The following is a 26,241-nucleotide window of genomic DNA, read 5'->3' on the forward strand; positions in this document are numbered from 1 at the left end:
CAAGAAAGGTGGTGCCGATGGGTCTTCACGCTGCCGACATGAGAGTGCCGGGAACGTCTCCCGCAGAACCGGCTGTATCCCGCGGGTATGCCTGGCTGGTGTTCGCCCTGAGTTTCGGGCTTCTGCTGTCGGACTACATGTCGCGGCAGGTCCTCAACGCGGTCTTTCCGCTCCTGAGGGCGGAGTGGCTCCTGTCCGACGCCCAGTTGGGTTCCCTCAGCGGCATCGTGGCCCTGATGGTGGGGGTGCTCACCTTCCCCTTGTCGCTGCTGGCGGACCGCTGGGGCCGAGTCAAGAGCCTCGTTGCCGCCGCGACGGTGTGGAGCCTGGCGACCCTGGGCTGCGCCGTGTCGGCAAGCTACGGCCAGATGTTCCTGGGGCGGTTCATGGTCGGTGTCGGAGAAGCGGCCTACGGCAGCGTCGGCATCGCAGTGGTCCTCAGCATCTTCCCTGTCACACTGCGGGCCACGCTCTCCGGCGCCTTCATCGGCGGAGGCGCCTTCGGATCCGTGCTGGGCGTGTCGATCGGCGGAGTCGTCGCCCAGCACCTGGGATGGCGCTGGGCGTTCGGCGTCATGGGGCTCTTCGGGCTTGTACTGGCCACCCTGTACGCCCTCGTGGTCAGAGAGAAGCGGCTGAGTCCGTCCACCGGCCGTCGTCGCGGCGCACCCGGCGAACGGGCTCCGGTCCGCGCCCTGCTGCCGCGACTGTTCTCCTCGGTCTCCGTCATCTGCGCCTACGTCGGCAGCGGCCTGCAGATGTTCATCACGATGGCTCTTCTCGCCTGGATGCCCAGCTTCCTCAACCGCTACTACGCCATGCCTCCCGCCAAGGCGGGCCTGGTTGCCGGAGGCTTCGCACTGATCACCGGTATCGGCATGGTCGGGGGCGGGATCGTTGCGGACCGCCTCAGTCGGACAGTCGGCGCCCGGAAGTGGACCGTCGCGATCTCCTGCAGCCTCGGGACGCTGGCGCTGCTGACGGTCGGATTCCAGCTGCCGGCCGGACCGCTGCAACTCGTACTGATCGGCGCCGGGACCCTGCTTTCCAATTCGACTGCCGGACCGGCAGCCGCCATGGTCGCGAATCTGACGCCCGCCGCCATCGCAGCGACGGCCATGGCCACGCTCACCCTCGCCAACAGCCTGCTCGGGCTTGCCCCGGGACCTGCCGTCACAGGCATGCTCGCCGACCACATGGGCCTGCTGAGCGCACTCCAAGTGGTCCCGCTGGTCGCCGCCGTCGCCGGTGCAGCCTTCGTCATCGGCAAGCGGTACTACGAGAAGGACCTGTGCCGCATCGGGCTCCTCCCCGACGTGGCGCTCGGAACCCCGGAGCCGCAACCATGAGCCTCACCGCCTCAACGACGGTCGTGATCGTCCCCGGACTACGCGATCGTGTGCCGGACCACTGGCAGACCATCCTCGCGGACAAGATCGCGAACGCCCGCACCATTCCGCCGCTGACCCACGACCGGCTGAGCCGCGACGCCCAGATTTCCGCACTCGACGACGTGCTGTCGGACATCTCAGGACCGGTCGTAATCGTTGCCCACAGTGCCGGGGTGATGACCACGGCACACTGGGCTCGACGACACAGCCGCCCGGTCAATGGCGCACTGCTCGCGGCGCCGCCCGACTTCGACAATCCGCTGCCGCCCGGCTACCCCACTCCGGAGACGCTGCGCGAAAACGGCTGGACGCCCGTGCCTCGGACACCCCTGGCCTTCCCCAGCATCGTCGCGGCGAGCACGAACGACCCCCTGGCAGCCTTTCATCGCGTCGCCGATCTCGCCCGCGATTGGGGAAGCCGCTTGGAGGAACTCGGCCCGGTCGGACACCTCAACCCTGCCTCCGGCTACGGCGAATGGCATCAAGCACAAGAGTTCGTCCGAGAGCTCAGCCTGGGTTTCGTCTGACGCGGCCTGCCGGGCTTCTGCGTCGGGTCCGGTCCTCGGCGCCGTCCTGGCCCTCGCGGCGACGGGAGGTGCCTTCCGGCCGGACGGGGCGGTGCGCTTCCGGCCTTCTACGGCCCCGGCCTCTACAGCCTGGGCACGGCGGAACCGGTGTTCGTCCTGCTCGGCGTCCTCTTCCTGGCGTTCGACGGCACTCCGCGCTGCCGTCACCGACGGAGTGGAAGCGGAATCCGCCTGGGGAGAACCCGCCCATCCCCTGGGCCCCCGGAGGTCCAGGGCTGGTCGACGGTGATGGTGCGGACGCAGTCCCTGTCACTGGTCCTTGTCCGGGGGGATTTCGGTGGGGTGGTCGGCGGCCTTCCATGCGGTCATTCCGCCGAGCACGTTGAGGACGGGCAGGTCACGGTGTGCCGCCAGCAAGCTGGCGGCGACCGAGGAGCGGTAGCCGGAGCCGCAGACGACGGCCACGGGCTTGGTGTCGGGTACCTCATCGAGCCGGTCGGGCAGTTCTGCGCCGGTGATGCGGATGGCCCCGGGCGCGTTCCCGCCCGCCCACTCGCCGGGCTGGCGGACATCGAGCAGGTCGACCTCGCCGCGCTCCAGGCGCACTTTGAGGTCGTTCACGGTGATCTGCGGGGTGGTCTTGACCGGTTTGGCCGCAGTGCGCCAGGCGGTCATGCCGCCGCGCAGCCAGCCGACGGGGGGTGGGTAGCCGATGCGCAGAAGCTGCCAGGTGGCTTCCCACAGGTCTTCTGGCCGGTCGAGGACGAGAGCCACGCGGGCCTGGTCGGGCAGCACTGTTCCCGCCCAGGTGGCGAACGCCGTGCCGAGACCGACGTTGAGGGCGGAGGGGATGTGACCGCCGCCGAAGGCTTCCGGGGCGCGAGTATCAAGTACCGCGGCTCCGGAGCCGCGGTGGTGCTCGAACTTGTCAGCGGTCAGGGCGGGTGGCTCTGCCGGCACGCCGAGGGGTTCCACGCCGCGCAGGTTGCGGGTACGCATGCGCCGCCAGTACGGGGGCACGGCGGGCAGGTTGTCCATCCGGATGCATTCGCGGACGAAGTCGTCCTTGGAGTCGACCTCGGCGAGGACCGGGTTGGTGCGGCGTTCGTAGCCGATCGTGGTGGACAGGCGGCTGCCGATGTTGCCTCCGCACAGCGAGCCCGCCACATGGGTGGGATAGACCTGGACGTGGTCGGGCAGGGGCAGCAGCTTGGTCTGGATGGTCTCGCAGAATGTCTGTGCCGCCTGGCGCGCCTTTTCCCCGCCGCCGAGGAGGTCCGGGCGGGCCAGGTCGCCCACCAGCAGGGCACCGCCGGACAGGAGCAGCGCGGGTTCGTCGGCGCTCATGGCCCGGTCATAGATGAGCAGGCTGAGATGTTCCGGAGTGTGCCCGGGGGTGTGCAGTACTTCGATGCCGACGTCCCCGAGTTCGATCACCTGGCTGTCCTGGAGCGGCTGGTGGGGGTACCCGAGGCCGGCGGACGCTGCTCCCCACACCTGGGCGCCGGTGTGGACGGTGATCTCGGTGAGCCCGGAGAGGTAGTCGTTGTGGCCATGGGAATCGGCCGCGTGCGTGATGCGCAGGCCGTTTTCCCGGGCGGCCTCCAGATAGGGCTCGACATCGCGGCGCGGGTCGAACACCAGCGCCTGGCCGCTCTGCTCGTCTGCGACGAGGTAGGAGGCGTGTCCGAGGGAGGGAAGGTAGAACTGCTGGAAGAACATCGTCTACGCCACCTCCCCCGGCTTCTCGTCCTGCGGCCGGCGCAGGGGCAGGCCCTGCTCGGTCCATGCCGTGACGCCGCCGTCGAGGTTTTCCGCTCGGTAGCCACGCTCGGTGAGGTAGTCGGCCATCCGGCTGCTGCGGTGTCCGCTGCGGCAGACCGTGACCACGGGACGTTCCCGCTCCAGCTCGTCCAGCCGCCGGCTCAGCTCCCCCATGAGCATCCATCGGGCGCCGGGAATCCGTCCGGCGTACCACTCGGACGGCTCCCGCACATCCACCAGCTGGACCCGGTCTTGCTGCTGCAACTGGTTGGGTTCCATCAGGTCCTCCTTGATCACTTCGTTTCGCTTCGGTCATCCGAGGACGCCAGGGTTGATGGCGGTCTGCACCGCGACGAATGCCGCCACCACGAGCACCAGCACGGCAAAGCCGCGCCGCAGGACCCGCTGGGGCACCCGACTCGCCAGCCGTCCGGCTGCCAGCGACGCAGCCAGCGCGGCCCCGGCGAAAATGCCCGTGACGGTCATGTCCAACCTCGTCTCTCCGAGATGGGCGGCCAGCCCGGCAAGGGAGTTGATCACCAGGATCGCCAGGGAGGTGGCAACCGCGGCCGGCAGCTCCAGTCCGAGCAGCCACATCAGGGCCGGCACGGTGACGAATCCGCCGCCCACGCCCAGCAGCCCGGTCACAAAGCCCACTCCGGCTCCTGTCAGCAATGCTTTGGCCAGGCATGCCCGCCAGTTGATCCGGCCACCGCGGACCGCGCAGGCGCCTTCGGGGGCGGACCCGGAGCGCAGCATCCGCACCCCCACGATGACCATGAGGAGCGCGAAGAGCCCGAGAAGCGCTCGCGCGGGCATCATGCGGTTGACCGCCGTACCGGCGAAGGCCGCTGCCGCCCCGGTCGCCCCGAAAATACCGGCTACCGGCCAGCGCACCTGGCCTCGCCCCAGGCGCGGCGCCAGTCCCGCGGCCGAGGAGACGGCCACCACCAGCAACGAGGTGGGCACCGCCTGCGCTACCGGCTGCCCCAGACCGTAGACGAGTGCAGGCAGGGCCAGGACCGCGCCGCCCCCGCCCGTCAGGCCGAGCGCGACGCCGGTCATCGATCCGAACAGCACTGCCAGCACAAGCATCCCATCCACCTCGCCACGAGACGCTCGCACCTGCGCACCAGCGGTCTCCCCGTGCTCGTAGAGAACGTCTCTTCGGGCGCGGGTTGCCCTCGATCGGCCAGGCAATCCCCGCCCCGCCGCTCAGGCCGGCCCCCGGCAGCAACCACTCGAAGGAATCACCCGCACCTCTGTCAGGGCGCGGCCGTATCCTCCGGGGCCAGCCGCCGGAGGAGTCGCAGTCAGGTTCTTCGTCGACACCCGGAACCTGACCACCTGGGCAGCCGCAGCCACCTGGCTTGTGGCCCGCGTGCCGTGGCGGTGGACCCGCCGCGCGGCATCGACCGGGCCATGCCACCGCCGCCCGGCGCGGCGTACGCATCGTCTGCCGAGCGGGAACCCGCCTGCACACCGCCTACGCCACCGGCGGTCGGGAGCCGGCCCGCTTCACCGGTGCCCGCTCCGGGTGCCGGAGGCGCCTCGGTGGCCTTCGACCGCATTCGGTAGCCGGCGGACCTCCGGCCCAGGAGAGCGCATGGGTGCATGCATACGAGGACACGACGCGCCCCGGCGGATACCTGTCGCGGGTCCGGATCACCGGGTGCGCACCTACGGGACATAATGCCTGTTTTCAGCCAATATCGCCGAGTGAGTGTCACGACCGGCGCGGTTGGCGGAAGGTGCGTGTGGTGGACGAAGAAGGGCGGCCGATGTCCGGCGAGGCTCCGGCTCCGCCGGACACGCCCGTATCACCCGAGGCGGTCCGGAAATACCGGAGCGAGCTGACTGAAGGTGAGAATGCCATTGATCCGGCCACCTGGTCCGGTTCGGTGCCGCAGGTGTACGGCATCGCTCCGCGGGTGCGCATCGGCCGCAACAGATGGTTCAACCTGCTCTGGCTGCTGCCACTGGGATTCCTGGGTCTGATCATCGCGGTCGCGGTGGCCAAACACCTGCGCGGCCTCGGGCCGGTACAGCAGTTCATCCAGGCCTATCCGGGTACGATCCCGGTCTCGCGGCGGGCGCGCAGGGGCGGGTTGCCGGCCTGGCTGGGCTGGCAGCACTTCCTCAACCTGTTCCTACTGATCTTCATCATCCGGTCCGGGATCCAGATCATCGGTGACCACCCGCGTCTGTACTGGACCAGACACAGCACGCCGGGCCGAGAGTGGTTCCGAGTGCAGAAGCCGGTGCCGTCCGATCCGCTGTGGACCGCGAAGAAGGACTCCGTCGCTCTGCCCGGACAGGTGGGGCTGCCCGGGCTGCGGCACTCGATCGGGCTGGCCCGGTGGTGGCACCTGGGCACGGTAACGCTGTGGCTGCTCAACGGCGTGGTCTTCTACGTGCTGCTGTTCACCACCGGGCAGTGGCGACTGGTGGTCCCCACCAGCTGGGACGTCTTCCCCAACGCGGCGTCAATACTGATCCAATACCTGTCACTGGACTGGCCGACCGAGCCTGCCTGGGTGAACTACAACAGCCTGCAGCAACTCGCCTACTTCGCCACGGTCTTCCTCGCCGCCCCGCTTGCGCTGGTAACCGGACTGGGCATGTCGCCGGCTCTCTCGACCCGGTTCAGACGGATCAGCAAACCACTGAGCATCCAGGTGGCACGCTCTTTGCACTTCCTGGTCCTCGTCTGGTTCCTGGTCTTCATCACGGTCCACGTCACCCTGGTGTTCACCACGAACCTGCCGCGCAGCCTGAACCAGATGTACGCCGCCCGCGGCGGCGACGGCTGGACAGGTCTGTGGATCTTCCTTGCCTCGATGGCCGTGGTCATCGCCGGCTGGATCGCCGCCACCCCGTTCACGCTGCGCCACCCCCGGGTGGTGCAGCGCGCCGGGTACGCACTGATCGGCCCCGTACAGCGCCTGTTCGAGCACTTGGATGCCAGACCGGGTGAGTACACCGAGAAGGACATTTCTCCATATTTCTGGCATAACGGGCAGTACCCTGATTCGCCCGAATACCGACAGCTCTACGACGGCAATTTCACCGATTACCGACTGCGCATTCACGGCCTGGTCGACAACCCCGTCGAACTCGACCTGCGCCAACTGCGGGCCCTTGCCCACCATGAGCAGATCACCCAGCACTTCTGCATCCAGGGCTGGTCGGGCGTCGCCAAATGGGGCGGCGTTTCTATGCGCACGATTCTGGACCTGGTCAAACCGAAACCCGAGGCGAAATGGGCCGTCTTCTACTCCCTGGGCGACGGCCCGGACAAAGGGCGCTACTACGACGCCCATCCCATCGAGCAGATGAGCCACCACCTGACCATGCTCGCCTACGACATGAATGACCACCCGCTGTCGTTCGGCCACGGCGCCCCCCTGCGCCTGCGCAACGAAGCACAGCTCGGCTTCAAACAGGTCAAGTGGATCCAAGGCATCGAATTCGTCGCCGACTTCGCCCAGATCGGCGGTGGACACGGCGGCTACAACCAGGACCACGAGTTCTTCGGCTACCGCCAATCCCTCTGAATGACTCCTGGTGCCGATGGTGCGGTTCCGACCCGGTCCTGGCCACCGCTTCGCCCCGCGGACGTGGCGCGGGCGGCGAGGTACAGCCGCGCACCGACATCGTGGAACCTCTCCTGAGCGGCTTCACCGAGGCACAGCAGAAGTTCACCGGAACTTCTCCCGAGAACCTCACCCCTGACCCCGCACCGCCGTCCCCCAGGACGCCGCCAGCAGCCGGCTGTGGTTCGGGAGCAGGTCGGCGCTGGGTCAGGAAGACCGAATCGCAAGGTCGATCCCCGCCCACGCCGACGCCCTGCCACAACGGCGGCTCGGAGGAGGCACATGCCAGACGTCGGCCCGGGAGTGCGGCGGCTCCTGCCCGCAGGCATCGAGTCCCTGTCCCGGTCCGCCTTATCCGCCCTCCTCCCGGTCCTCGACCAGGCTGGCTTGCCGGCGCGGGAGGCAGGGACTCCGCCTCACCATCCGGGCCTGGGCCCGTTCCGAGGTCAGAGCTGTCCCAGCGGCCGGTCTGCCTCGGCGCCGACCGCTCGAGACCCCCGCAACGCCGACCTTCAGGGGTGCGAGAAAGCCGCAGAGCCGCCACAAGCCGTCTACGCCGCTGAGTGATCGTCGCTCCAGAGTGGCATCGCGGCGCGCCCGCCTCTGTCCGGTTGCGAGCCTCTGCCGACGGGCGTTAGAAGGCAGAGACCGCGCTGGGGGGCTGCCCGCGTGCGGGCTCGGCCGGTAGCAGTCTTCTTCGACCGGTGCCATGCCTGCGGACGCCCCTTCCGCTCGATACGGCGCGTTGCGCTCGGTCAGCGCGGACGGGCCGCCTCGGCGTCGGACCTGGCGCCGACCGGTCCGGTGCGGAGGCGGTCGTCGGCGGAGAGGTAGTCGTCCGGTGCGTCCAGGGTGACGCGGTCGCTGTTTGGCGGAGGCGTGATACGAGCCGTTGAACAGCGCGAGATTGGCGAGTCCGCTCTTCTGCTCGGACTCGTTCGGGCCGGCGAGGAGAAGCTTGACGGCCGAGTCGAAGTGGCGCACTGGCAGGCCGGGGCGTGAGACCGCCAAGGCCGGTGTCCGAGGCGAAGTAGATCCGCAATCCCTTGGTGAGACCTGTGCTGGGCTCGCCGGCGCGACCGGTTCTGCGGGTCTGATCCCGCAGCCCGCAGCGGCGAGACCAAGACCGCGACGGCACGGAGGCGCAGGGGAGTGTTCATTGCACGTCCTTTGGGCGGTTGCGGGTGCCACCCGTGTGGCCCTCCTGACTGAGTCCGGTCGCCCGTCGAGGCGCAGGCTGGAGGGAGTCGGTCTCTTTCAGTCCCCGAGGAGAAGGTGGCATGCACGATTTGGCCGGACGAGCGTTCCGCGGGAGGCCTGTACGTCGGCGTTTTCTCGGCTCGGCGGCGGGCCTGGTCGGTACGGCGGCGCTGGGCCTGGCGACGTCGGGGTGTGACGAGCAGACCGGTGCGGCCACGCGGAGCAGCGCTGCTCGCTCCGCGGCCCTCGAGCGAAATCGGCCGGGCACCGCGCAGTGGCGTCTCGGGCGTCAGGGCCCGCAGGAGGCGATCGAGGGGTACGCCGACCGGGCGAGCGTGCTCCCCGGTGAGGAGGTGCGGCTGTTCGTGTCCACTCTGGCCGGAGCGTTCCGGGTGACGGCCTACCGGGTCGGCTGGTACCGCGGCAAGCAGGCGCGGAGGGTGTGGCGGTCGCGGCCTGTCACGGGGCGGCGCCAGAAGGGCCCGGATTTCGACACGCGTACCCGTACCGTCGCGACCGACTGGGAGCCCAGTGTGCGGATCTCCACCCAGGGCTGGCCGGAGGGTGCCTACCTGCTGGTCCTGGATGCCGATTCGGGTCACCAGCGGTACGTGCCGCTGGTGGTGCGCTCAGCTGCCGCCAAGGGCCGGACCGTGCTGGTGCACGCGACCGCCACGTGGCAGGCGTACAACCGGTGGGGAGGTTACAACCTCTACACCGGGAAGGACGGCGGCTACCAGGACCGCTCCCTCGCGGTCAGCTTCGACCGGCCCTACGACAAGGACGGCGCCGAGAAGTTCATGTACTACGAGCGCCCTCTTGTCGTGCTGGCCGAACGGGTCGGTATCCCGCTCGCGTACACCACCGGGCTGGACATCTCCGCCGACCCCGGCGTACTGCGCGGTGCGACGAGTATCGTCTCGCTCGGCCACGACGAGTACTGGACCCCGCAACAGCGCCGCCACATCACCGCGGCGAGGGACCAGGGCACCAACATCGCCTTTCTGGGGGCGAACACCTGCTTCCGGCGGATTCGCCCGGAGTCCTCGCCGCTGGGGCGGGACCGGACAGTGGTGTGCTACAAGACCGACTGGCACCGCGATCCCGTCTACCCGGACCGCCCCTCGCTGGTCACCACCGACTATCGGGTCGCGCCGCGGCCGGACCCGGAGTCGTCACTGACCGGGGTGCTGTACGAGGGATATCCCGCCGATGCGCCCTTCGTCGTCCACCAGCCGGACCACTGGGTGTTCCGGGGTACGGGCGCACGCAAGGGCGACCGCTTCGACCATCTGGTGGGTGTCGAGTACGACCGTGTCACCCCGGAACAGGACTCCACACCGCGGCCCATCGAGGTCGTGGCCCACTCGCCGTTGGTGTGCAACGGACGGCACACCCATGCGGACGCGGCCTATTACACGGTGGACAGCGGCGCCGGTGTCTTCGCGACCGGCACGATGCGCTGGGTGGAGTCTCTGATGGCGGGCACCCCCGATGGCGGGGGCAGCCACGGGATGGACGCACGGACCTGCCGCTTCGTCACGAAGACCACCGAGAACCTGCTGCGCGGATTCGCCAGAGGACCGGCGGCACGGGAGTGCGGCGCGGCCAGGGACAACGTGCGACAGGTATACGCGGACCAGCCCGCCACCGGCTCCACAGCGGGGGCCTCCGGCAGCCACGCCGGCGTCTGAGACGTAGCCGTTCCGCGGCTGGTGGGCGAGTACTGGGCCGTGGTCTACCCGGTGCTGGTCGGCGATGGCAACGGGTTCTTTTCCCAGCGCGAGCGCCGGGCGGTCGCCGTCTGGATCGCAGCGGGACCGGATACTCACCAATTGCACTGTGCTATGCCTCATTGACCAGCGGTTTTGCGCTGAGATGTGGGCGCTGGCCGCCCACACACTGAGGGGGTCGGTTTCTGGCCAGTGGCGAAGCAGCGATGGACGTAACCGTGACGAGGGGGTGAGGGCGCCGGGAAGTCCCGATGGCGTTCCCTACGGCTTCCCGCGCCGCTGGTCGTGTACAGCGCCGTGCTGACAGGAGTTGCGCTGGGTGGCGCCCTTACTTCGCCTCCCGGCCCCGCTTCCTCATCCCCGCCTTCCCTCTGCTGTTCGACGCGGCACGCTGGGCCTCCCACGCCCGCAAGCCTGTCCTGATACCGGCTCTGACCATCTGCACGGCGCTCTCCGCCTGCTACGGCATCTACTTGCTCACCGCGTCCACCCTCCCACCCTGACCAGGGGCGATTCAGGCCGTTTCGTAGCCGAGCGGTGAGTCGGGATGGTGCGGACCGGGCCGCGGGCGCCACCGTTTCTGCGGGGTGCGGGACTGCGGTGCGGAGGCTCGCTGCGTGGCCCCCGCACCACGCGCGGTTCAGTTCAGGTGGTGCAGAGCCTTCCGGAAGGATGCGGCATGGTCGGCTTCGTCACCGGCGATCTCCGTGAACAGGTCCGCGGCTTGAGCGTCGCCTGCTTTCTCGGCCCGGCGTGCGAATGAGGGATACATGACCTCGGCTTCGTAGGTTTCGCCGGCGATGGACGTGCGCAGGTTGGTTGCGGTGTCCGAGACCAGGCCGTCCAGGCGGGCCTCGGCGGCGAAGTGTTCACGCAGTTCCACGTCGGCCAATCCCTCGAACAGTCGGGCGAGTTGCTTTTGGCCGGTCTCTCGTGCGTGATGTGCGTACAGCGTGTAGGAGGCGTTGGCGAGTGCCTCGCCGTGCATGGCGTCTTCGAGGTTGGCGCGGGTCCGGGCGGAAGAGACCTGTGGCAGTCCGGCCGGTACCTGGACCGGATCCGCCTTCGGCGGCGCCGGTACGGTGCCGTTGCCGGTGGTGACCGCTTTGAGGGCCGAGGCGAGCAGGCGGCGGTGTTCGGCCTCGTCCGCAGCGATCTCCGTGAAGAGTTCGGCCGCTGCCTTGTCCCCGTCCTGCCGGGCCTCCTCGGCGTATGTGGGGTACATCGACGTCGCCTCGGCACGCTCGCCCTCGGCCGCCTGCCGGATGTTGGCCTCGTCGCTGCCCACGTACGCGATGGTCGCGGCCTCCTTGGTGAAGTGGTCGTCGAGCTCCACCTCGGCGGCGCTGCGGAACAGCTCTGCGACGCGGCCGTGTCCCTCGCGGTCGGCCTGGTCGGAATAGAAGAGGTAGGAGGCGTGGGCGAAGCCCTCACCACGCATCGCGGCCCGCGTGTCCTGCACCGTGCTCAAGGCCGGGGTTTTCGGGTTGGCCGAAGCAGCAGCCTGTGCCGCGGACACCGATACCGCGGCAGTCAGTGCCAACGCGGCACCCGCACCTGTGTGGTGATGTCGGCCAAGCGGTGAGCCATCGGGAAGAACAGGTTGATCGCCAGTAGCGCGGTCGCCTCCGCATCGCCGTGGGGTCAGCACATCCATCAACTGGCCAACGGTCACCTCCGGTCCCTGTCCGCTGAAACGGAGGATGTCGCAGACCGGCCTCCGTTCGCCAGGTACTCGCAGACCTTGCTGATGCCGCCCTCGAACTTGAAACTCCTCACCCTGGCTGCGCCCTCACCGAGGCCGTGCTCGTCGCCGACGACGATGGTCAGGGCGGGCCCCAGGAACGCAGTCTGGCGGGCACCCTGGTGCAGGTTCTTCAGGGAGAGCTTGGCGTCCTTGAGGAATCTGGCGGTCGGCCCGGTAACGCACGCGGGCGCCGGTCCGCGACTTGGGGATTTTGTGGTCTGGCGCAGGCTCCGGGCGGGGGTGCAGGCGGCGTCGGGTCCGGGGCAGGTGTAGTAGCTACCGGGCGTGCCGCGACGGAAGCTGATGGCGCGAGTGCGGCCGTGGCGGTCGACCTCGATATCCGGCCGGACGGACAGCGCGTTGACCACGGAGCCGCCGACGCCGTGCAGGCCACCGGAGGCGGCGTAGGAGCCGCCGCCGATCCGCCGACGTGGAGTTTGGTATAGGCGATTTCGACGCCGAACAGGCCGGTGCGGGGTTTTGGTGTCCACGGGGGAGGCGGCGGCCGTTGTCGGTGACTTCCACGGAGTCGTCGTCGCGGAGGATGACCTCGATGTGGTCGCGGGTGCCGACCAGGGCCTCGTCCACGGTGCCGGCGAGCTGGTCGGCGTACTCCGTCAGGAGCGGCTCGAGCTGGGCGGAATGGGTGTTCGGTCCCGGGGTGGCGAGGCAGTGGGCGATCGATCCCCAGTGCTCCGCAGTGCCGTAACTGGGGCGGCAGGGCGGGGATGAAAGGGCGAGCGCCAGGCCGTCCGACACCAGCCGGAAACCGACCGCAACAGCACAGCGCCACCCTCAACTCCCTCTACAGCCGGGACGAGCAGTAGCCGCAAGAGGTGACTGGCTCCGCTCACAGGCAACCGGCATCTCCCCACTCAGGCGGCGTCACCTGCCCGGGCGTGATCGGCCTTCTCCCCGATCGGGTGGTTTCGCCTCGCACTGTGCCGCACTGTCCTTCGGCCGCCTGGCGAGGTAGCCGCGTGCGGCTTGACATGCCAAGTCGTCGACAGCGGGCGATGGTGGAGGAAGGAACGACGAGGGCCGGTCTCCAGTCCGGCATCCGGTGAGGCGGTGAGCGGCATGGAGCGTCCGCTGGTCGTGGGCGTCGACGGATCGGACGGCAGTCTGACTGCCCTGGACTGGGCGGTGGAGGAAGCGACGCGGCGGCGGCTGCCGCTGCGCATCGTCCATGCGTCGCTGTGGGAGCGCTACGAAGGAGCGCTCCCTTCCTTCACCACTCAACGACCGGCTGGGGAGATCGAGGCGCAGCACATCATCGCCTCGTCGGAGCAGCGTGCCCGGCAGCTCTCCGCAGACTTGCAGGTCAGTGCGGTGACCGTAGCGGACGAAGCGGTGAACGCGCTGATCGAGGAATCGCAGGCGGCGTCCGCCGTCGTGTGCGGCTCCTCCGGGCGGGGGATGGTCAAGGAGCACCTGTTGGGCTCGGTGAGCCTGGCGGTCGCGGGGCGTGCTCACTGCCCGGTCGTCGTCACCCGTGGTGAGCAGCGCAACATCCGGGGGATGAGCCATCGGGTCGTCGTCGGCGTGGGAGAGGCGGACGAGGCCGCGACAGCTGTGCGCTTCGCGTTGCGCGAGGCCGAAGCGCGCGGGTGCGAGCTGGTGGCCGTACGTGCCTGGCGAAGCCCCCAGCACCCCACGGATTCTCTGGGCGCGCTGGATTCCGGCGCGCGGACGTACGGGGATCAGGCGCTCGGCGTCCTTGAGGAGGTGCTGGAGGCGGCGACGGCGGCACACCCGGCGGTTCCCGTGCGGCGGGCATCGCTGGAAGGCCCGGCGCACCGGGTTCTGCTCGGGCCGTCGGTCGAAGCGGATCTGCTGGTTCTCGGCGCTGTCCGGAGGCAGGGTCAGGTGGGCTTGCAGCTGGGCCGGGTCAGCCACACGGCCCTGCACCAGGCGGCCTGTCCTGTCGCTGTCGTGCCCCATCGCTGACCGGCGTCGGCAGACCTATGCCGTCGATGCCATCCGGTGCCGAGGCCGCCGTGGGCGGGCCCGCGCCAAGGACCCCGGTCGGCTTGGCCGTCTCAGTCCGGTTCCATGTAGGGACGGCGGAAGACCGGGGCCTGGCCGGTGCCCCACGGGCGTACGGCCGCCAGTGCCTGGGCGACCGCGGACTCCAACAGGCCGCTGGTATCGACCGGGACCGCTTCGGGCCACGGCGCCTCCCTGGCCGCCATGGCCTGTGCGACGTCGAGGTCGGCGTCGGATACTCCCGGTGTGCGCGCGCTCAGGCGGGCCGCCGACACGTCGTCGGGCACGTGGCAGTGCAGGGCCACCAGATCTGCGTCGGCGCGTTCGGCCACCCGCAGTGCCACGTCCCGCTCCCCTGGGTCCGTCCAGGTGGCGTCAAGGACGACGGACTCACCCGAGGACAACAGAGCGGCTGCGCGCTCCAGCAGGGTGCTGTAGGTCCTGGCTGTCCACTCCGGCGTGTACAGGCCCTCGCCGTAGTCGGCGGCGGCTGATTGCTCCGCGGGGAGGCCCGCCAGCTCCTTGCGGAGACGGTCGCTGCTGAGCAGCGTGATCCCCAGCCGGTCCGCCAGAGCACCGGCGAGCGTGGATTTCCCGCTTCCCGGCAGCCCGCCCACGAGGGTCATCCCGACGGCGGAGGTGCGCAGGTGACGCAGCGCTGCCGAGACCAGCCGTCGTGCCGCCGACTCCGCGTCCGGCGCGCCCTGGCGTGCCTGGATCAGGGAGACCTTGGCGCGGACGAACGCACGGTAGGCGACATAGTGGTGCCACAGGGAAGCCGGCGCGGGGTCGCCGGAGTACTCGCTGTACCGGGCCAGGAAGTACGCCGCGGCCTCCGGAGCACCGAGCTGTTCCAGGTCCATGGCGAGGAAGGCGGCGTCATCGAGGCCGTCGACGTAGCGCAGGTGGTCGTCGAACTCCAGGCAGTCCAGGATGCGGGGGCCGTCGTCGAGGCAGAAGATGTCCTCGGCCAGCAGATCGCCGTGGCCGTCGACCACCCGCCCCTGCTCGATGCGGGAGTCGAACAGCCCTTTGCGGCCGGCCAGATAGCGGCGTACCAGCTGCTCGACCTCCTCCACGCCCTCCGGCACGAAGCCGTCTGCTGCCATCGGGCGGACCTGCGCGAAGCCGGCCTCCCAGCGCGCCGACAGCGCATCCCGCGTACCCTGCTCGTCCACTTCCCGGCCGCGGGGCGCCTTCGTGTGCCAGGCGGCGAGTTGCCGGGCCACGGCCCGGAGAACGTCATCGACAGCGCCACCCTCTCGCACCAGTCGGGAGAGCTTGCGGTCGGCCGGCATACGGCGCATCACCACGAGCGGCTCGGGCTCCTCGGCGTCGGGGCTGCGGATCTCGCCGAGCCCCGGATAGACGTCGGGTGCGAAGCGGCGGTTGAGAGCGACCTCACGCTCGCACGCGGTGCGGCGAGCCGACACCGTTGTGTAGTCCACAAATCCGAGGTCCACCGGCTTCTTGAACTTGTAGGCGTGGTCACCAGCGAAGAACACGATCGCGGTATGTGTCTCGCACACCTCCGCGCGCGGCACCTGCCGCGCCGGCTCCCCGCGGGCGCGACGCTCAGTCATGGCGAACGGACCGGCGATCTCGCATGGCGACGTCCTCCGTCGCGTAGGAAGCTGAAAGTGTCGATGAACCTCTCAATCGAGAGATACCCCAATCCACTCCGCGGCGCATGTGGGTCGGAGAGGAGCGCAGGCGTCCACCGGTCTTCCGGCCTGCGGCCGAAGCCGCTGCCGTTCGATAATGGAATCGAGTGGGGAATGGGCCGGTGACCTGCTGGAGGTCCCGCGCATGGGCTCATGGCTTCCGGCCGTGGTCGCACCGTAACCAGGTGAGGAGAGAGCGATGGCACACACCAAGGAATGGAACGTCCATCTCGACCTCTTCGAAGACGACAAGGGAGCGACGAAGGCACACGTAGTACTGGACACCGGAACCACAGCGCTCACCGGCCGCGGAGCCGCGCACTGCAACCCCGCGGATACGGACGTGCCGGAGATCGGCGACGAACTGGCAGCGGGCAGGGCCATGCACGACCTCGCCCAGCAACTGCTGAATATCGCCGAGCGCGACATCCAGGGCCCGGGTGCTCCCCGGCCGAAGGACCGCCAAGCCGCCGGATGACCCACCTGGGACATCAGCCGAGGCCGACCGTGCCGACCCGGCCGTCGGGGTCCACTCCCCCGCGCCTGCGGGGGGACCAGAGCCGGGTGACGCGCTCGGTCAGACGGCCAAGTGGACGTTGACCACTCCCTCGACGGACAGCACCGTGCGCACGACCAGGGGAACGAAGTGCGAGTCACCGAGGTCCCCGGAAAGGGTCACCACACCCTCCTGCACGGTAATCCTCACCTCACCGAGCGTGTCCGCCATCGGGCCGAGGATCGACTCCCGGATCTCCGCCGCGATCTCCTCGTCAGGCCGGAGGAAGACGCTGAGTACATCGCTGCGACTGACGATCCCTCTCAGGCAGCCGGCGGCGTCGGTCACCGGCAGCCGCTTGATTCTCTTTTCCGCCATGATCCGGGCAGCCGCGCTGACAAAGGCCTCCGGATGCACCGTCACCGCGGGAGTGGTCATCAGGTCCGCCGCGGTTCCGCCTGCGGCCTTGCCGAGTTCCTCGGAGTATGTGCGCGGGCGGCGCAGAGGGCTGTCCTGGGCGTGCCACTCCTCTTTCGGCAGCAGGTCGGCCTCGGACACCACACCGATGACCCGGCCGTCGCCTTCCAGCACGGGCAACGCGCTGACCTGCCACTCGCGCATGGTCCTGACGATGCGCTTGAAGTCGGCGTCGCGGCCCACCGCGACCACCGTCTGGGTCATGACGTCACCCACGGTGCGAGGGGATACGTACGCGGTGGCGTCCCGCCCCGTCGGTGGCTGGGCCCGCTTCGCACTCACACCCTGTGCAGCGGGTGCGTGTTCCGTTCCCATGATGCCTCCTCAGGGAGCGACCTCCAGGACGCCAACAGCGCGGCGGAGCGCGCAGGCCAGCGTCCTCGCCTCATTGCCTCTTCGCCTCTTTGCTCCCGCTTCCAGCGTGCATCCCGGGTTTCGGATCAACCACCGGCAAGGAAGATCCCTGCCGCGCGCACTCCAAGCTTTACGTTGTGCAGTCGGCCCCACACAGCAGGTGAGGCCCATCGGGAACCATCACCCGTTCAGGCCTGCGTTTGGAAGCGTCGAGCAGCAAATGCGGGTCGACTGGAGTCATCTGCCCCGACACACGGACCAGCAGCCGCCCCCGGCGGGGACCGTTCTTCCGAACGGTCAGCGAGCGGGCTTCTCACCGGTGGCCTCACAACACTTGATTGCCCTGCCGGCCTGGCGGCGCGGAAGAACTGACGGAACCGCGAAACCGTGCAACTCCCGAATGGTTGCGCACTTTACTGGAAGCCTCGGCAGGCTTTCCGGACCGGACGCCTGCTCATTCTGCTCATGCCCTCGGATCTCATGGTGATGCTCACCATCGGAGTTCACCCGGGCCAGGCAGATGTGATGCCGAAAGTCCGCGACTGGACGAACACTCACAACTGGCTGGTGAACATCCTGGCGTGCGCACTCTTCATCGTTCTGATTCTGGCGTGAGCCAACGGCTCTGATTCGAGGAGGCTTTCGATGACCCAGTCCACGATGAGCAACCGAGGCACCGATTCGCTGGCAGGGGGTGTGGTCACATTCGGTGGAGTCATGCTCGTCCTGGCGGGCGTGCTCGACGCGCTCCGGGGGATCATGGCCATCGCGAACGACAACATTTTTGTGAGTACGCCGAACTATGTATTCAGATTCGACGTGGAGGGCTGGGGCTGGATTCACCTGATCCTGGGCGTGCTCGCGATTCCGGTCGGCCTGAGCCTCGTCCAGGGCAGACTATGGGCGCGCATCGTCGGAGTCGTCATCTCCGGGCTCCTGCTGATCACCAGCTTCCTGGCCCTGCCCTACTACCCGCTCTGGTCGATCGTCCTGATAGCGCTGTACGCGTTCATCATCTGGGCGCTCTGTGTATACCGGCCCGAGTCGCACGTCGGCCGAAGATAGGCCGTGCGGCTGTCTGCCGTCCTGAAGGCGAAGCAATGGGGCAAGTGGCCACGGTCCAATGCCGTACGGTCCGGCAGCGCCCACGGCAGGCACGATCGAGGCGAGCCGTTCCGGTCTAAAGGGAGGCGTCTGGCAGGTAGGCGTCCCGTATGTGCCGCCGCACACGGTCGGTGAGAGCTCGCAGCCGGGGGGAGGTCGAGGAGTGCAGTGGTGTCGGGCCTGTGACCCGGCGTGCTTCTTCGGGCAGCGCGGCGACATCCGCGGCGCACCGCTCGCGGATGTGCTGGAGGCCAGGTGCCGGACCGATCCGGGTACCTTTTCGGACCACTGGGTGCAGTAGCGGGCGGCTACCCGCGGGCGCTGCCTCCTCGGCGAGTGCGACGACGTCCTCGCAGCCGTTTCGCCGGAACACCTGCTTGGGGCCGGGCGCGGTCACTTTTCCGGTGGACAGTTTCATCACGGGGCGGTCGCCGTACGCGACCAGCTTGTAGGCCGTGTCCAGGTAGGGGGCGTCGGCGGAGACGCCCACACGGGTGCCCACCGCATAGACGTCCACAGGCGCGCCGGCCCGCACCAGGTCGTCGATGGCGTACTCGTCCAGACCGCCGCTGACGACGATACGCACCTCCGGGAGTCCGTGGGCGTCCAGGATGCTACGGGCTCGCCGGGCCTCTTCCTCCAAGTTGCCGCTGTCCAGACGTATGGCTGAGCCTGAGCCTGTCGCGTCGTCCAGCGAGCGCAGCAGCTGTGCGGCGGTGCGGACGCCCTGTTCCGTCTGGTAGGTGTCGACCAGGAAGGTCACCGGGCCGGGGTGCGCGTCGGCGAAAGCCCTGAAGGCGGCTTCCTCCGGTCCGAACGCCTCGATGTAGGAGTGAGCCATCGTGCCCACGGCCGGCAGCCCCAGCTCGACGGCTGCGGCCACGTTGCTGGTTGCGGAGAAGCCCGTGATCGCTCCTGCACGTGCCGCATGGGCGGCTGCCTCGATGCCGTGGGTCCGCCGCAGGGAGAAGTCCACCACAGGGTGCCCCTCGGCAGCGAGGACGCACCGGGCCGCTTTGGAGGCGAGTGCGGTCTGGTGGCTGATCTGGTTGAGCACGTAGCTCTCCACCAACTGGGCCACCGGCAGAGGCGCCGTCACTTCCAGCACCGGCTCGCCGCCGAGTACGACCCGCCCTTCCGGCACCGCCCTTACATCGCCGTCGAACGTGATACCGAGGAGCGGCTCCAGGTCCTCGGGAGGGCGGTGCAGCACCGAGGCGAAGCCCTGGATCTGCTCGCTGCCGAGTCGGTAGTCGGTCAGGTAGTCGACGACATGCTCGACACCCGCCACGACCAGGAATCCCCGCTCTGGTGGCAGGTCGCGGACGAACAGATCGAAGGTTGCGGGCTGCGCCATGCCTTCGCGCAGATACGACAGAGCCATCGTGACTTCGTACAGATCCGTCGTCGTTTCCCTGCTCATGAATGATCCGTGCTCTCCGCGTTGCGCTGCCCGGATGGCAGCTCAGGTGTGCGGGACGACCGCGACGGGTGCGCGGGAATGGTGCATGACGGCGTGCGCGACCGGCCCGACGTGAGCGCCGAAGCGGGACGGCCGGTGCCGTCGCCCCACCACCAGCAAAGAGCCGTTCTCCGCAGCTCGCAGCAGCAACGAGGCGGGTTGTTCGAGTACGGCGCGCGCGTCCACTTCGACACCGGGAAACTTCTCGCACCACGGCTGCATCATTTTCGCCAGTGCATCAGCGCGTTCGTCCAGCAGGTCTTCCAATGCCAGACCGGCCAATGGCATGGGACGCGCCCCGTAGTAGGGCCGCGGTTCCCAACCGTGCCTGATCTCCAGCGGCACCGACCGACGCTGCGCCGCTTCGAAAGCGAACGCAAACAGCTCATCGCAGGGATGCCGGACATCCACGCCGGCCACAATGCGGCGTGACGTGTCTGCCTGGTCTCCCGGGCCTGTCGCCAGAGCCTCGTCCCGGCTCGGGCTGTCGGTGTCCGTCCGGACGAGCACGACGGGGCACTGTACGTGGGCGACGGTCGGGAGAGCGACGGATCCGACCAGAAAGCCCCCGAGAGAACTGAGCCCCCGGGACCCGATGACCACCACGTCCGACGTACGGGACAACTCCGTCAGCACCCAGGCCGGCTCTCCCACGGTCGTCCTCGTGTCCAGGGAGAGGCCAGGGAAGCGCGCCGCGAGCTCGACAGCCGCGGCCTGGACGAGCTGTTCTGCTCGCTGACGCGTCGCGTCGTCCTCGTCCGGAACAACCATCTGGTCGAGTGCGCTCTCCGCGACCTGCACATGCACGAGTCGGAGCGACGCGTTCCGTGCCACGGCCTCGCGGGCGGCCCAACGAGCTGCGGCCGCGCTTTGCGGCGTGCCATCGACACCCGCTGTAACGACATGAGCCATATCTCGCACCCTCAGTTCTCCTACGCCGCTTTCCGGGGCCGGCCGGCCACCTCGAGATCGAGCTGGACGTCGACCACACCGTCGACCCTCCGGCAGAGCACCTCGATCAGCGGCAGGGAGTCCTCGCTGCCGATCTCCCCGCGGAGCTTCACCACTCCGTCGGCGACAGCGGCTGTCACCTGCCCCCGTGACAGGCCGAGCGCGTGCCCGAGCACCTCGTCGACGATCTCGTCCTCGATGGCGCTGTCCTTGCGCAGAAAGACGCGCAGCAGATCGGCGCGGCTCAGCACGCCGATCACCTGCCCCGTCTCGTTCACCACAGGCAGCCGCTTCACACCTTGCGTTTGCATGGCCCGGGCCGCTTCCACCACCGTCCACTCGGGACCGGCAACCACGGCAGGACTTGTCATCAGTCCGCCTGCTGTACCAGCCTCGGCCCTGGCCCCGGCCTGCCTGCGATGTCTCTTGTGCCCAACCGGCAGCAGATCTGCCGCCGGCTCCGCCGGCTCGGCCTGCGCCTGGAGCAGGTCCCCTTCGGAGACCACTCCCACCGGACGGTCACGGTCGTCGACCACGGGCAGCGCACTGATGTCGTGCTCGGCCAGCAGCCGAGCCGTGTCCTTGAGGCCCGTCCCGGTGTGCACGCACACAGCAGGCCGGGTCATCAGGTCCCGCACTGTTCTGTGGGTCATCCTCAACGGCTCCTCACGCTGTCATCGGTTCGGGCACTACAGCGACAGGGCACGGCGCGCGCATGAGCGCCGCATGGTTGGCCAGGCCCAGCTCCAGACCGAAGATGCCCTGCCGTCTGCGCGCCCCCACCACCAGCAGTCCGGCGTCCCGGGCCACATCGAGAAGGACGTGCCAAGGGGTCCCTTCCAGGACGGCGGTACGCACGTTCACGCGGGCCGGCACGGGGAGCGCCAGCGCGTCCAACGACTCCCCCGCGCGGGCGCGTGCCGTCACCCCCTCCGGGTCACTGCCCTCGCGTCGGCCGAGGGCATGCACACACTCCAGATCCCAGCCACGTGCCTCGGCCTCCTCAACGGCGAAAGAAACCGCCGCCGTGCCCTGACTCCTGGCGCTCACGCCGAGTACGACAGTCCCGGACCCGCCGAAAGTCCGTACACCGCCCCGGACCACGACCGTCGGACAGGTGGCACGCCCTGCCGTGCCGAGAGCGACCGAGCCGAGCAGCATTTCCCTCACCGGCTCACGCCCGCGCGCGCCCGTCACCACCATGGCCGCCGACTCACCGGCCCTCAAGAGCATCTCCACCGGGTCGCTGCCCTGAATCTCGGCGGTGACGTGCGCGTCGGGTTGCCGCCGGGCCGCTCGCTGCTGAGCGGCGGCGAGAATGCGTTCTGCCAGTATCCGTTCCGGGGACTGCCCCGAGTCCGCCTGCGGGGACGGGCTCTCACAGTGTTCGAAGCGCTGCCACAGCGACGCGTGAAGCACACGCAGCGGGACACCGCGCAGCACCGCCTCGTCCGCGGCCCAGTCGACGGCTTCCAGACCGGACTCGGACCCGTCGACGCCCACTACAACCGGACGTTCCACCGGTCACCCTCCAGCCTCATCACCCGCCGGCAAGAGTCCACCCCGACGGCCCGACCGATAGCCTGCTCGCCGCCCGGCCCCCCGTCCGTCCGCTCACGCACCGTGTGCACCCCTGAGCAAGTCCATACGCAAGAGTGGCCATACCGCCTCCTTACGGAGTGACCTCCAGGACGTCCCGCGCGGCGCGGCGGGGCGTGCGGGCGCCCATCGGGCCGTAGCCCAGGCGCAGGATCATCTGGACGCGGCCCGCGTCGCCAGCAGCACGCCTGTCCGGCGGATCAACTGTCGGCATCGCCCGCATCGGCGTACAGATCGACGCTCCCTTCCGGCAGTGACAGAGGAACCGCCACGGCTGGGCGTTGTGCGTCGACGGAGCCGCGAACGCGTCGCCGACCAGTTCCGTCACCGTCATGTCGTTGATCGCTGTCGCCGACATCGCTCACCTCCTCGCCCCCTCCAGCGTGCCCCCTCACCCGGTCGGCGGCCACCGCAGCGGACGCCCCCAGCAGCACGGCACCGGCGCCTTCCCGCCCGCCGCCGTCGGCGCACACCGCGTGGGGGAGGAGATGCGGGAGGACCATGTACCGCGGGAGCACCCGGCCGATGGTCCAGTGGTCGTGGTCGTGGATCCACGGCAGCCGGGCCAGGCGGTTTCCCGTACGCCTTCGAAGCCGCGGAGCTGCGCGGGGCGAGCCTGCGCGCGATCCGCGTGTGGAAGCCGCCGCCTGTCTGCACCTACGGCCCGCGGATGGTCGACCAGCACGAACGGATCGAGCTCGGGCGACGGGAGCACCATCTGCTCCGGACGGCTCTTCATCCCCTGGGCGCGAGCGGTACCCCTCCAGGCACGGCGAGACCGCGGCCGGGATCGACCGGGCGCTTCGTGCAGCACGACGGCGCGGCGGACGCCGGAACCAACACGCAACTGGTGTGATGGTTCGTCATCAGCTGCCCGGAACAGCCTCCGCCACCTGCACCTGCCGCCACCTGGCCCGGCGGTCCCTAGCAACACTGGAGGGTGCCATGCCTGACCGGAACACCAACGGACCCCTGGTGAGACGGTTTGAGGATCTCTCATACGGCGATGTGGCCGTGGTCGGCGGCAAGAACGCTTCCCTCGGGGAGATGATCCGAAGCCTGTCCTCGCAGGGTGTCCGGGTCCCGGGCGGCTTCGCCACCACCGCACACGCCTACCGGGAGTTTCTGGAGGCCGGCGACCTGCACTCCCGTATCCAGCGCGAAATCGAGGCTCTGCACCGGGGGGCCGAACTGGCGACGGTGGGCGAGGAGATCCGGCGCGCGCTCCGCGGCACCGAACTCCCACCGCATGTGGCCGACGCCATCCGCGACGCGTACCGCTCCCTCGGCGACACGCTCCAGCGCACGGACCCGGATGTGGCGGTGCGCTCCAGCGCCACCGCCGAGGACCTTCCCGAGGCCAGCTTCGCGGGGCAGCAGGAGAGCTACCTGGGCATCAGCGGAGAGGAAGCGCTGCTGGTCGCCTGCAGGCGCTGCTACGCCTCGCTGTTCACCGACCGGGCGATCAGCTACCGCGAGCAGCACGGTTTCGACCATCTGGAAGTGGCACTGTCCGTCGGCGTGCAGCAGATGGTCCGTTCCGACAAGGCCAGCGCCGGGGTGATGTTCACCCTCGACACCGACAGCGGCTTCCCTCGTGTCGTGCTGATCAACGCGTCCTGGGGGCTGGGCGAGTCTGTGGTCTCGGGCGCTGTGGACCCTGACGAGTACCAGGTCTTCAAACCCCTGCTCGACCGGGCAGACCTCAATCCGGTGATCTCCAAGACAACCGGCGGAAAGCAGAGCCAGATCGTGTACAGCGAGGTGGCGGGGAAGGCTCCCACCATCACCGTCGGCACCACTGCGCAGCAGCGGGCGGCGTACGTCCTCGACGACGGCGAGATCCTGCAACTGGCCCGGTGGGGCGTCGCGATCGAGGAACACTACGGCCGGCCAATGGACATCGAATGGGCGAAGGACGGTCTCAGCGGCGACCTGCACATCGTCCAGGCCCGGCCGGAGACCGTCCAGGCCCGCAAACAGGCCGCCACCTTGCGCTCCTACCAGCTGAACGAACACGGCCACAGGCTGGTCGACGGCCTGGCCATCGGCGATGCCATCGCTGCCGGAAAAGTATGCAAGCTGCGCAGTACCGAGGAGATCGGCCGGTTCGAGAACGGCGCGGTTCTGGTCACGGGATCGACCGATCCGGACTGGGAACCGATCATGAAGCGGGCTGCCGCCATCGTCACCGATCACGGTGGCCGCACCTCACACGCCGCCATCGTGAGCCGCGAACTGGGCGTGGCCGCCGTCGTGGGCACGGGGAACGGCACCGATGCGCTGGGCGACGGCCAGGAGGTCACCGTCTCCTGTGCCGAGGGCGAGGAGGGCCACGTCTACGCGGGCACCCTCGACTACGACGAGCACGACATCGACCTGGCCAGGGTCCCCGACACCGCCACCGGTGTCATGCTCAACATCGCCAACCCCTCCGCGGCCTTCCGGTGGTGGCGGCTGCCGGCCGACGGGGTGGGCCTGGCCCGGATGGAGTTCATCGTCAACAACCACATCCAGATCCATCCCATGGCCCTGGTCCACTACGGCGACCTCGCCGACGAGACGGCCCGGCAGCGTATCGCCGAACTCACCTTCGGCTACGACGACAAGACGGAGTTCTTCGTCGACCGCCTGGCGTACGGCATCTCCCGCATCGCAGCGGCCTGGTGGCCCAAGCCGGTCATCGTCCGGATGAGCGACTTCAAGACCAACGAGTACGCGAAGCTCATCGGCGGCTCGGTCTTCGAACCGCCGGAAGAGAACCCCATGCTCGGTTGGCGAGGAGCCAGCCGCTACTACAGCGAGGGCTACCGTGCTGGCTTCGGCCTCGAATGCCGTGCCATCCGCCGGGTCAGAGACACCATGGGACTGACCAACACCATCGTCATGATCCCCTTCTGCCGCACCCTTCAGGAGGCCGACCGCGTCCTCGCGGCCATGGCCGACCACGACCTGGTCCGCGGCGGCAACGGCCTGGAGTGCTACGTGATGGCGGAAATCCCCGCCAACATCGTTCTCGCCGAGCAGTTCGCCGAGCGCTTCGACGGCTTCTCCATCGGCAGCAACGACCTCACCCAGCTCACCCTCGGCGTCGACCGGGACTCCGAACAGCTCTCACAGCTGTTCAACGAACGCGATCCGGCCGTCACCCACAGCATCCAGGCGCTGATCGCCGATGCGCACGGCAAATCCCGCAAAGTCGGGCTGTGCGGGCAGCGTCCCAGCGACGACCCCGACTTCGCACGCCTCCTGGTCCGCGCCGGTATCGACTCGGTCTCAGTCGCCCCTGACAGCTTCCTTCTCGTCAAGGAGAATGTCGCCACCGCCGAGAGCGAGCTGAGGCAGCAGGAGGAGGCACCCGGAGCGGACGAAGCCGAGGAGGCCGGCCGATGAAGATCTCCATCTTCGAGGCCGAGGGCTGGAACGCGAGGTGTTCCGGCCCCTGACCGACGACCACGATCTGCGGTTCGAGGACCGACCGCTCGACCCGGCCGTGGCACACGAGCACGCCGACGCCCCCTGACACCGCATCGTCGACGCAGCCGCCCGCACACGCTGCGGCAACTTCCCGCCGACCGGGCTCCAGGGTTCGATCTCATAAGCCGCACCATCGGCGTGCGTGGTCAGCGCCGGTACCTCGACGGTCACACCCTCCGCACCGCGCCTCCGCCAGGAGGCGGGGAGCGTCCCCGGCGGCCGGCCGGGCGAGCCGGTGGTGACGGTCCTCTCGGCGCTACCGTGGCGGCTCGTCACCGGTTTCTGCCACGTACGCCTCGTTGAACGCGGCGAAGGCCCGGGCTCCATAGATGGTCGCGGGTCCTCCGTTCATCAGGAAGGTGACGCCGATGGCCTCGGCAGCTTCCTGCGGAGTCGCGCCTTCCTGGACAGCGCTGTGGGCGTGTGCGGCCATACAGCCATCGCATTGCTTGCTGACGGCTACGGCAAACGCGATCAGTTCCTTGGTCTTCGCATCAAGGGTGCCCGTCTGCAGAGCGGCGTCGTGCAGTTCCCTGTAGCCCCGGTAGACATCCGGGATGGCGTGGCGCAGCTCCCGGGTGAGCGGGCGGAGCTCTTCCCGTACGGCCCTGCCGTAACTGCTGCTCATGACGTGCTCCGCCTCCGCAGGTCGTGGGTCGTGGGTCGCCCGGCGCTTTCAGTATGAGCCTGCCGGCGCCGTACGGCGGGAA

At 69.0% G+C, this 26,241-nt stretch carries 21 protein-coding genes and 1 pseudogene; 9 read left to right on the top strand and 13 right to left on the bottom strand.

Annotated features, from left to right (window positions below; all coding sequences use genetic code 11):
* Positions 1-98 precede the first annotated feature (98 nt).
* Together ITI46_RS02015 and ITI46_RS02020 are read left to right on the top strand one after the other, a co-directional pair.
* Positions 99-1,349 carry an MFS transporter gene (locus ITI46_RS02015; protein ID WP_307808024.1) on the top strand — a complete coding sequence of 417 codons (1,251 nt, stop codon included), beginning with the start codon at positions 99-101 and terminating at the stop codon, positions 1,347-1,349.
* Positions 1,346-1,918, top strand: a complete 573-nt coding sequence (locus ITI46_RS02020; RefSeq protein ID WP_209237545.1) for an RBBP9/YdeN family alpha/beta hydrolase — start codon at positions 1,346-1,348, stop codon at positions 1,916-1,918. Before ITI46_RS02015 ends, ITI46_RS02020 begins: the two co-directional genes overlap by 4 nt.
* A 309-nt stretch (positions 1,919-2,227) precedes the next feature.
* Here ITI46_RS02020 and ITI46_RS02025 read toward each other — a convergent pair whose 3' ends face one another.
* The 3 genes from ITI46_RS02025 to ITI46_RS02035 are packed head-to-tail and all read right to left on the bottom strand — an operon-like array spanning position 2,228 to position 4,777.
* Positions 2,228-3,640 (bottom strand): MBL fold metallo-hydrolase, encoded by a 1,413-nt coding sequence (locus tag ITI46_RS02025; protein ID WP_209237547.1) that lies wholly within the window; start codon positions 3,638-3,640, stop codon positions 2,228-2,230.
* A gap of 3 nt (positions 3,641-3,643) precedes the next feature.
* Positions 3,644-3,961 carry a rhodanese-like domain-containing protein gene (locus ITI46_RS02030; RefSeq protein WP_209237549.1) on the bottom strand — a complete coding sequence of 106 codons (318 nt, stop codon included), beginning with the start codon at positions 3,959-3,961 and terminating at the stop codon, positions 3,644-3,646.
* Positions 3,962-3,994: 33 nt separating this feature from the next.
* A complete protein-coding gene (locus ITI46_RS02035) occupies positions 3,995-4,777 on the bottom strand; it encodes a sulfite exporter TauE/SafE family protein (protein WP_209237551.1) in 783 nt (260 codons plus the stop codon).
* Between the two features lie 665 nt (positions 4,778-5,442).
* On the opposite strand from ITI46_RS02035, the gene ITI46_RS02040 reads away from it, so the two are divergent.
* Positions 5,443-7,239, top strand: a complete 1,797-nt coding sequence (locus tag ITI46_RS02040; protein WP_307808025.1) for a molybdopterin-dependent oxidoreductase — start codon at positions 5,443-5,445, stop codon at positions 7,237-7,239.
* Positions 7,240-8,558: 1,319 nt separating this feature from the next.
* Positions 8,559-10,172 carry a N,N-dimethylformamidase beta subunit family domain-containing protein gene (locus tag ITI46_RS02045; protein WP_247745334.1) on the top strand — a complete coding sequence of 538 codons (1,614 nt, stop codon included), beginning with the start codon at positions 8,559-8,561 and terminating at the stop codon, positions 10,170-10,172.
* Positions 10,173-10,851: 679 nt separating this feature from the next.
* On the opposite strand, the gene ITI46_RS02050 is transcribed toward ITI46_RS02045, so the two are convergent.
* Together ITI46_RS02050 and ITI46_RS02055 are read right to left on the bottom strand one after the other, a co-directional pair.
* Positions 10,852-11,673 (bottom strand): ferritin family protein, encoded by an 822-nt coding sequence (locus ITI46_RS02050; protein WP_307808032.1) that lies wholly within the window; start codon positions 11,671-11,673, stop codon positions 10,852-10,854.
* A gap of 69 nt (positions 11,674-11,742) precedes the next feature.
* Positions 11,743-12,609, bottom strand: a pseudogene (locus tag ITI46_RS02055) (DNA topoisomerase IV subunit B); the annotation flags it as partial.
* A 429-nt stretch (positions 12,610-13,038) separates the two neighbouring features.
* On the opposite strand from ITI46_RS02055, the gene ITI46_RS02060 reads away from it, so the two are divergent.
* On the top strand, positions 13,039-13,908 hold the full coding sequence (locus ITI46_RS02060; protein ID WP_209237553.1) for a universal stress protein: 870 nt from the start codon (positions 13,039-13,041) through the stop codon (positions 13,906-13,908).
* A gap of 92 nt (positions 13,909-14,000) precedes the next feature.
* Here ITI46_RS02060 and ITI46_RS02065 read toward each other — a convergent pair whose 3' ends face one another.
* Complete coding sequence (locus ITI46_RS02065) at positions 14,001-15,530, bottom strand: bifunctional aminoglycoside phosphotransferase/ATP-binding protein (protein WP_247745335.1); 1,530 nt, start codon at positions 15,528-15,530, stop codon at positions 14,001-14,003.
* A 280-nt stretch (positions 15,531-15,810) separates the two neighbouring features.
* On the opposite strand from ITI46_RS02065, the gene ITI46_RS02070 reads away from it, so the two are divergent.
* Positions 15,811-16,089, top strand: a complete 279-nt coding sequence (locus ITI46_RS02070) for a DUF1876 domain-containing protein (RefSeq protein WP_209237554.1) — start codon at positions 15,811-15,813, stop codon at positions 16,087-16,089.
* Between the two features lie 99 nt (positions 16,090-16,188).
* Here ITI46_RS02070 and ITI46_RS02075 read toward each other — a convergent pair whose 3' ends face one another.
* Entirely contained in the window at positions 16,189-16,788 is a 600-nt protein-coding gene (locus ITI46_RS02075; RefSeq protein WP_247745346.1) for a CBS domain-containing protein, read from the bottom strand.
* Positions 16,789-17,418: 630 nt separating this feature from the next.
* Here ITI46_RS02075 and ITI46_RS35360 point away from each other — a divergent pair.
* Both ITI46_RS35360 and ITI46_RS02080 read left to right on the top strand, forming a co-directional pair.
* Positions 17,419-17,553 carry a hypothetical protein gene (locus ITI46_RS35360; protein WP_280634697.1) on the top strand — a complete coding sequence of 45 codons (135 nt, stop codon included), beginning with the start codon at positions 17,419-17,421 and terminating at the stop codon, positions 17,551-17,553.
* A 45-nt stretch (positions 17,554-17,598) separates the two neighbouring features.
* A complete protein-coding gene (locus ITI46_RS02080; protein ID WP_247745336.1) occupies positions 17,599-18,003 on the top strand; it encodes a DUF7144 family membrane protein in 405 nt (134 codons plus the stop codon).
* A gap of 115 nt (positions 18,004-18,118) precedes the next feature.
* Here ITI46_RS02080 and ITI46_RS02085 read toward each other — a convergent pair whose 3' ends face one another.
* The 5 genes from ITI46_RS02085 to ITI46_RS34520 form a co-directional block, all read right to left on the bottom strand.
* Positions 18,119-19,465: a nicotinate phosphoribosyltransferase gene (locus ITI46_RS02085; protein WP_209237560.1), complete on the bottom strand. Its 1,347-nt coding sequence runs from the start codon at positions 19,463-19,465 to the stop codon at positions 18,119-18,121.
* Positions 19,466-19,507: 42 nt separating this feature from the next.
* Entirely contained in the window at positions 19,508-20,416 is a 909-nt protein-coding gene (locus ITI46_RS02090; protein WP_247745347.1) for a universal stress protein, read from the bottom strand.
* A gap of 20 nt (positions 20,417-20,436) precedes the next feature.
* On the bottom strand, positions 20,437-21,108 hold the full coding sequence (locus tag ITI46_RS02095) for a CBS domain-containing protein (RefSeq protein WP_209237564.1): 672 nt from the start codon (positions 21,106-21,108) through the stop codon (positions 20,437-20,439).
* 13 nt (positions 21,109-21,121) lie between these two features.
* On the bottom strand, positions 21,122-21,976 hold the full coding sequence (locus ITI46_RS02100) for a universal stress protein (protein ID WP_209237566.1): 855 nt from the start codon (positions 21,974-21,976) through the stop codon (positions 21,122-21,124).
* A gap of 151 nt (positions 21,977-22,127) precedes the next feature.
* Complete coding sequence (locus ITI46_RS34520; protein ID WP_247745337.1) at positions 22,128-22,412, bottom strand: hypothetical protein; 285 nt, start codon at positions 22,410-22,412, stop codon at positions 22,128-22,130.
* Positions 22,413-23,029: 617 nt separating this feature from the next.
* On the opposite strand from ITI46_RS34520, the gene ppsA reads away from it, so the two are divergent.
* Entirely contained in the window at positions 23,030-25,447 is a 2,418-nt protein-coding gene (ppsA, locus tag ITI46_RS02110; protein ID WP_307808026.1) for a phosphoenolpyruvate synthase, read from the top strand.
* 340 nt (positions 25,448-25,787) lie between these two features.
* On the opposite strand, the gene ITI46_RS02115 is transcribed toward ppsA, so the two are convergent.
* The gene (locus tag ITI46_RS02115) at positions 25,788-26,159 is read right to left on the bottom strand and encodes a carboxymuconolactone decarboxylase family protein (RefSeq protein ID WP_209237570.1); all 372 of its coding nucleotides are present in this window, start codon (positions 26,157-26,159) and stop codon (positions 25,788-25,790) included.
* Positions 26,160-26,241 lie beyond the last annotated feature (82 nt).

Origin of the sequence: Streptomyces oryzae, from assembly GCF_017676365.1 — a bacterium.
Taxonomy (GTDB): domain Bacteria; phylum Actinomycetota; class Actinomycetes; order Streptomycetales; family Streptomycetaceae; genus Streptomyces; species Streptomyces oryzae.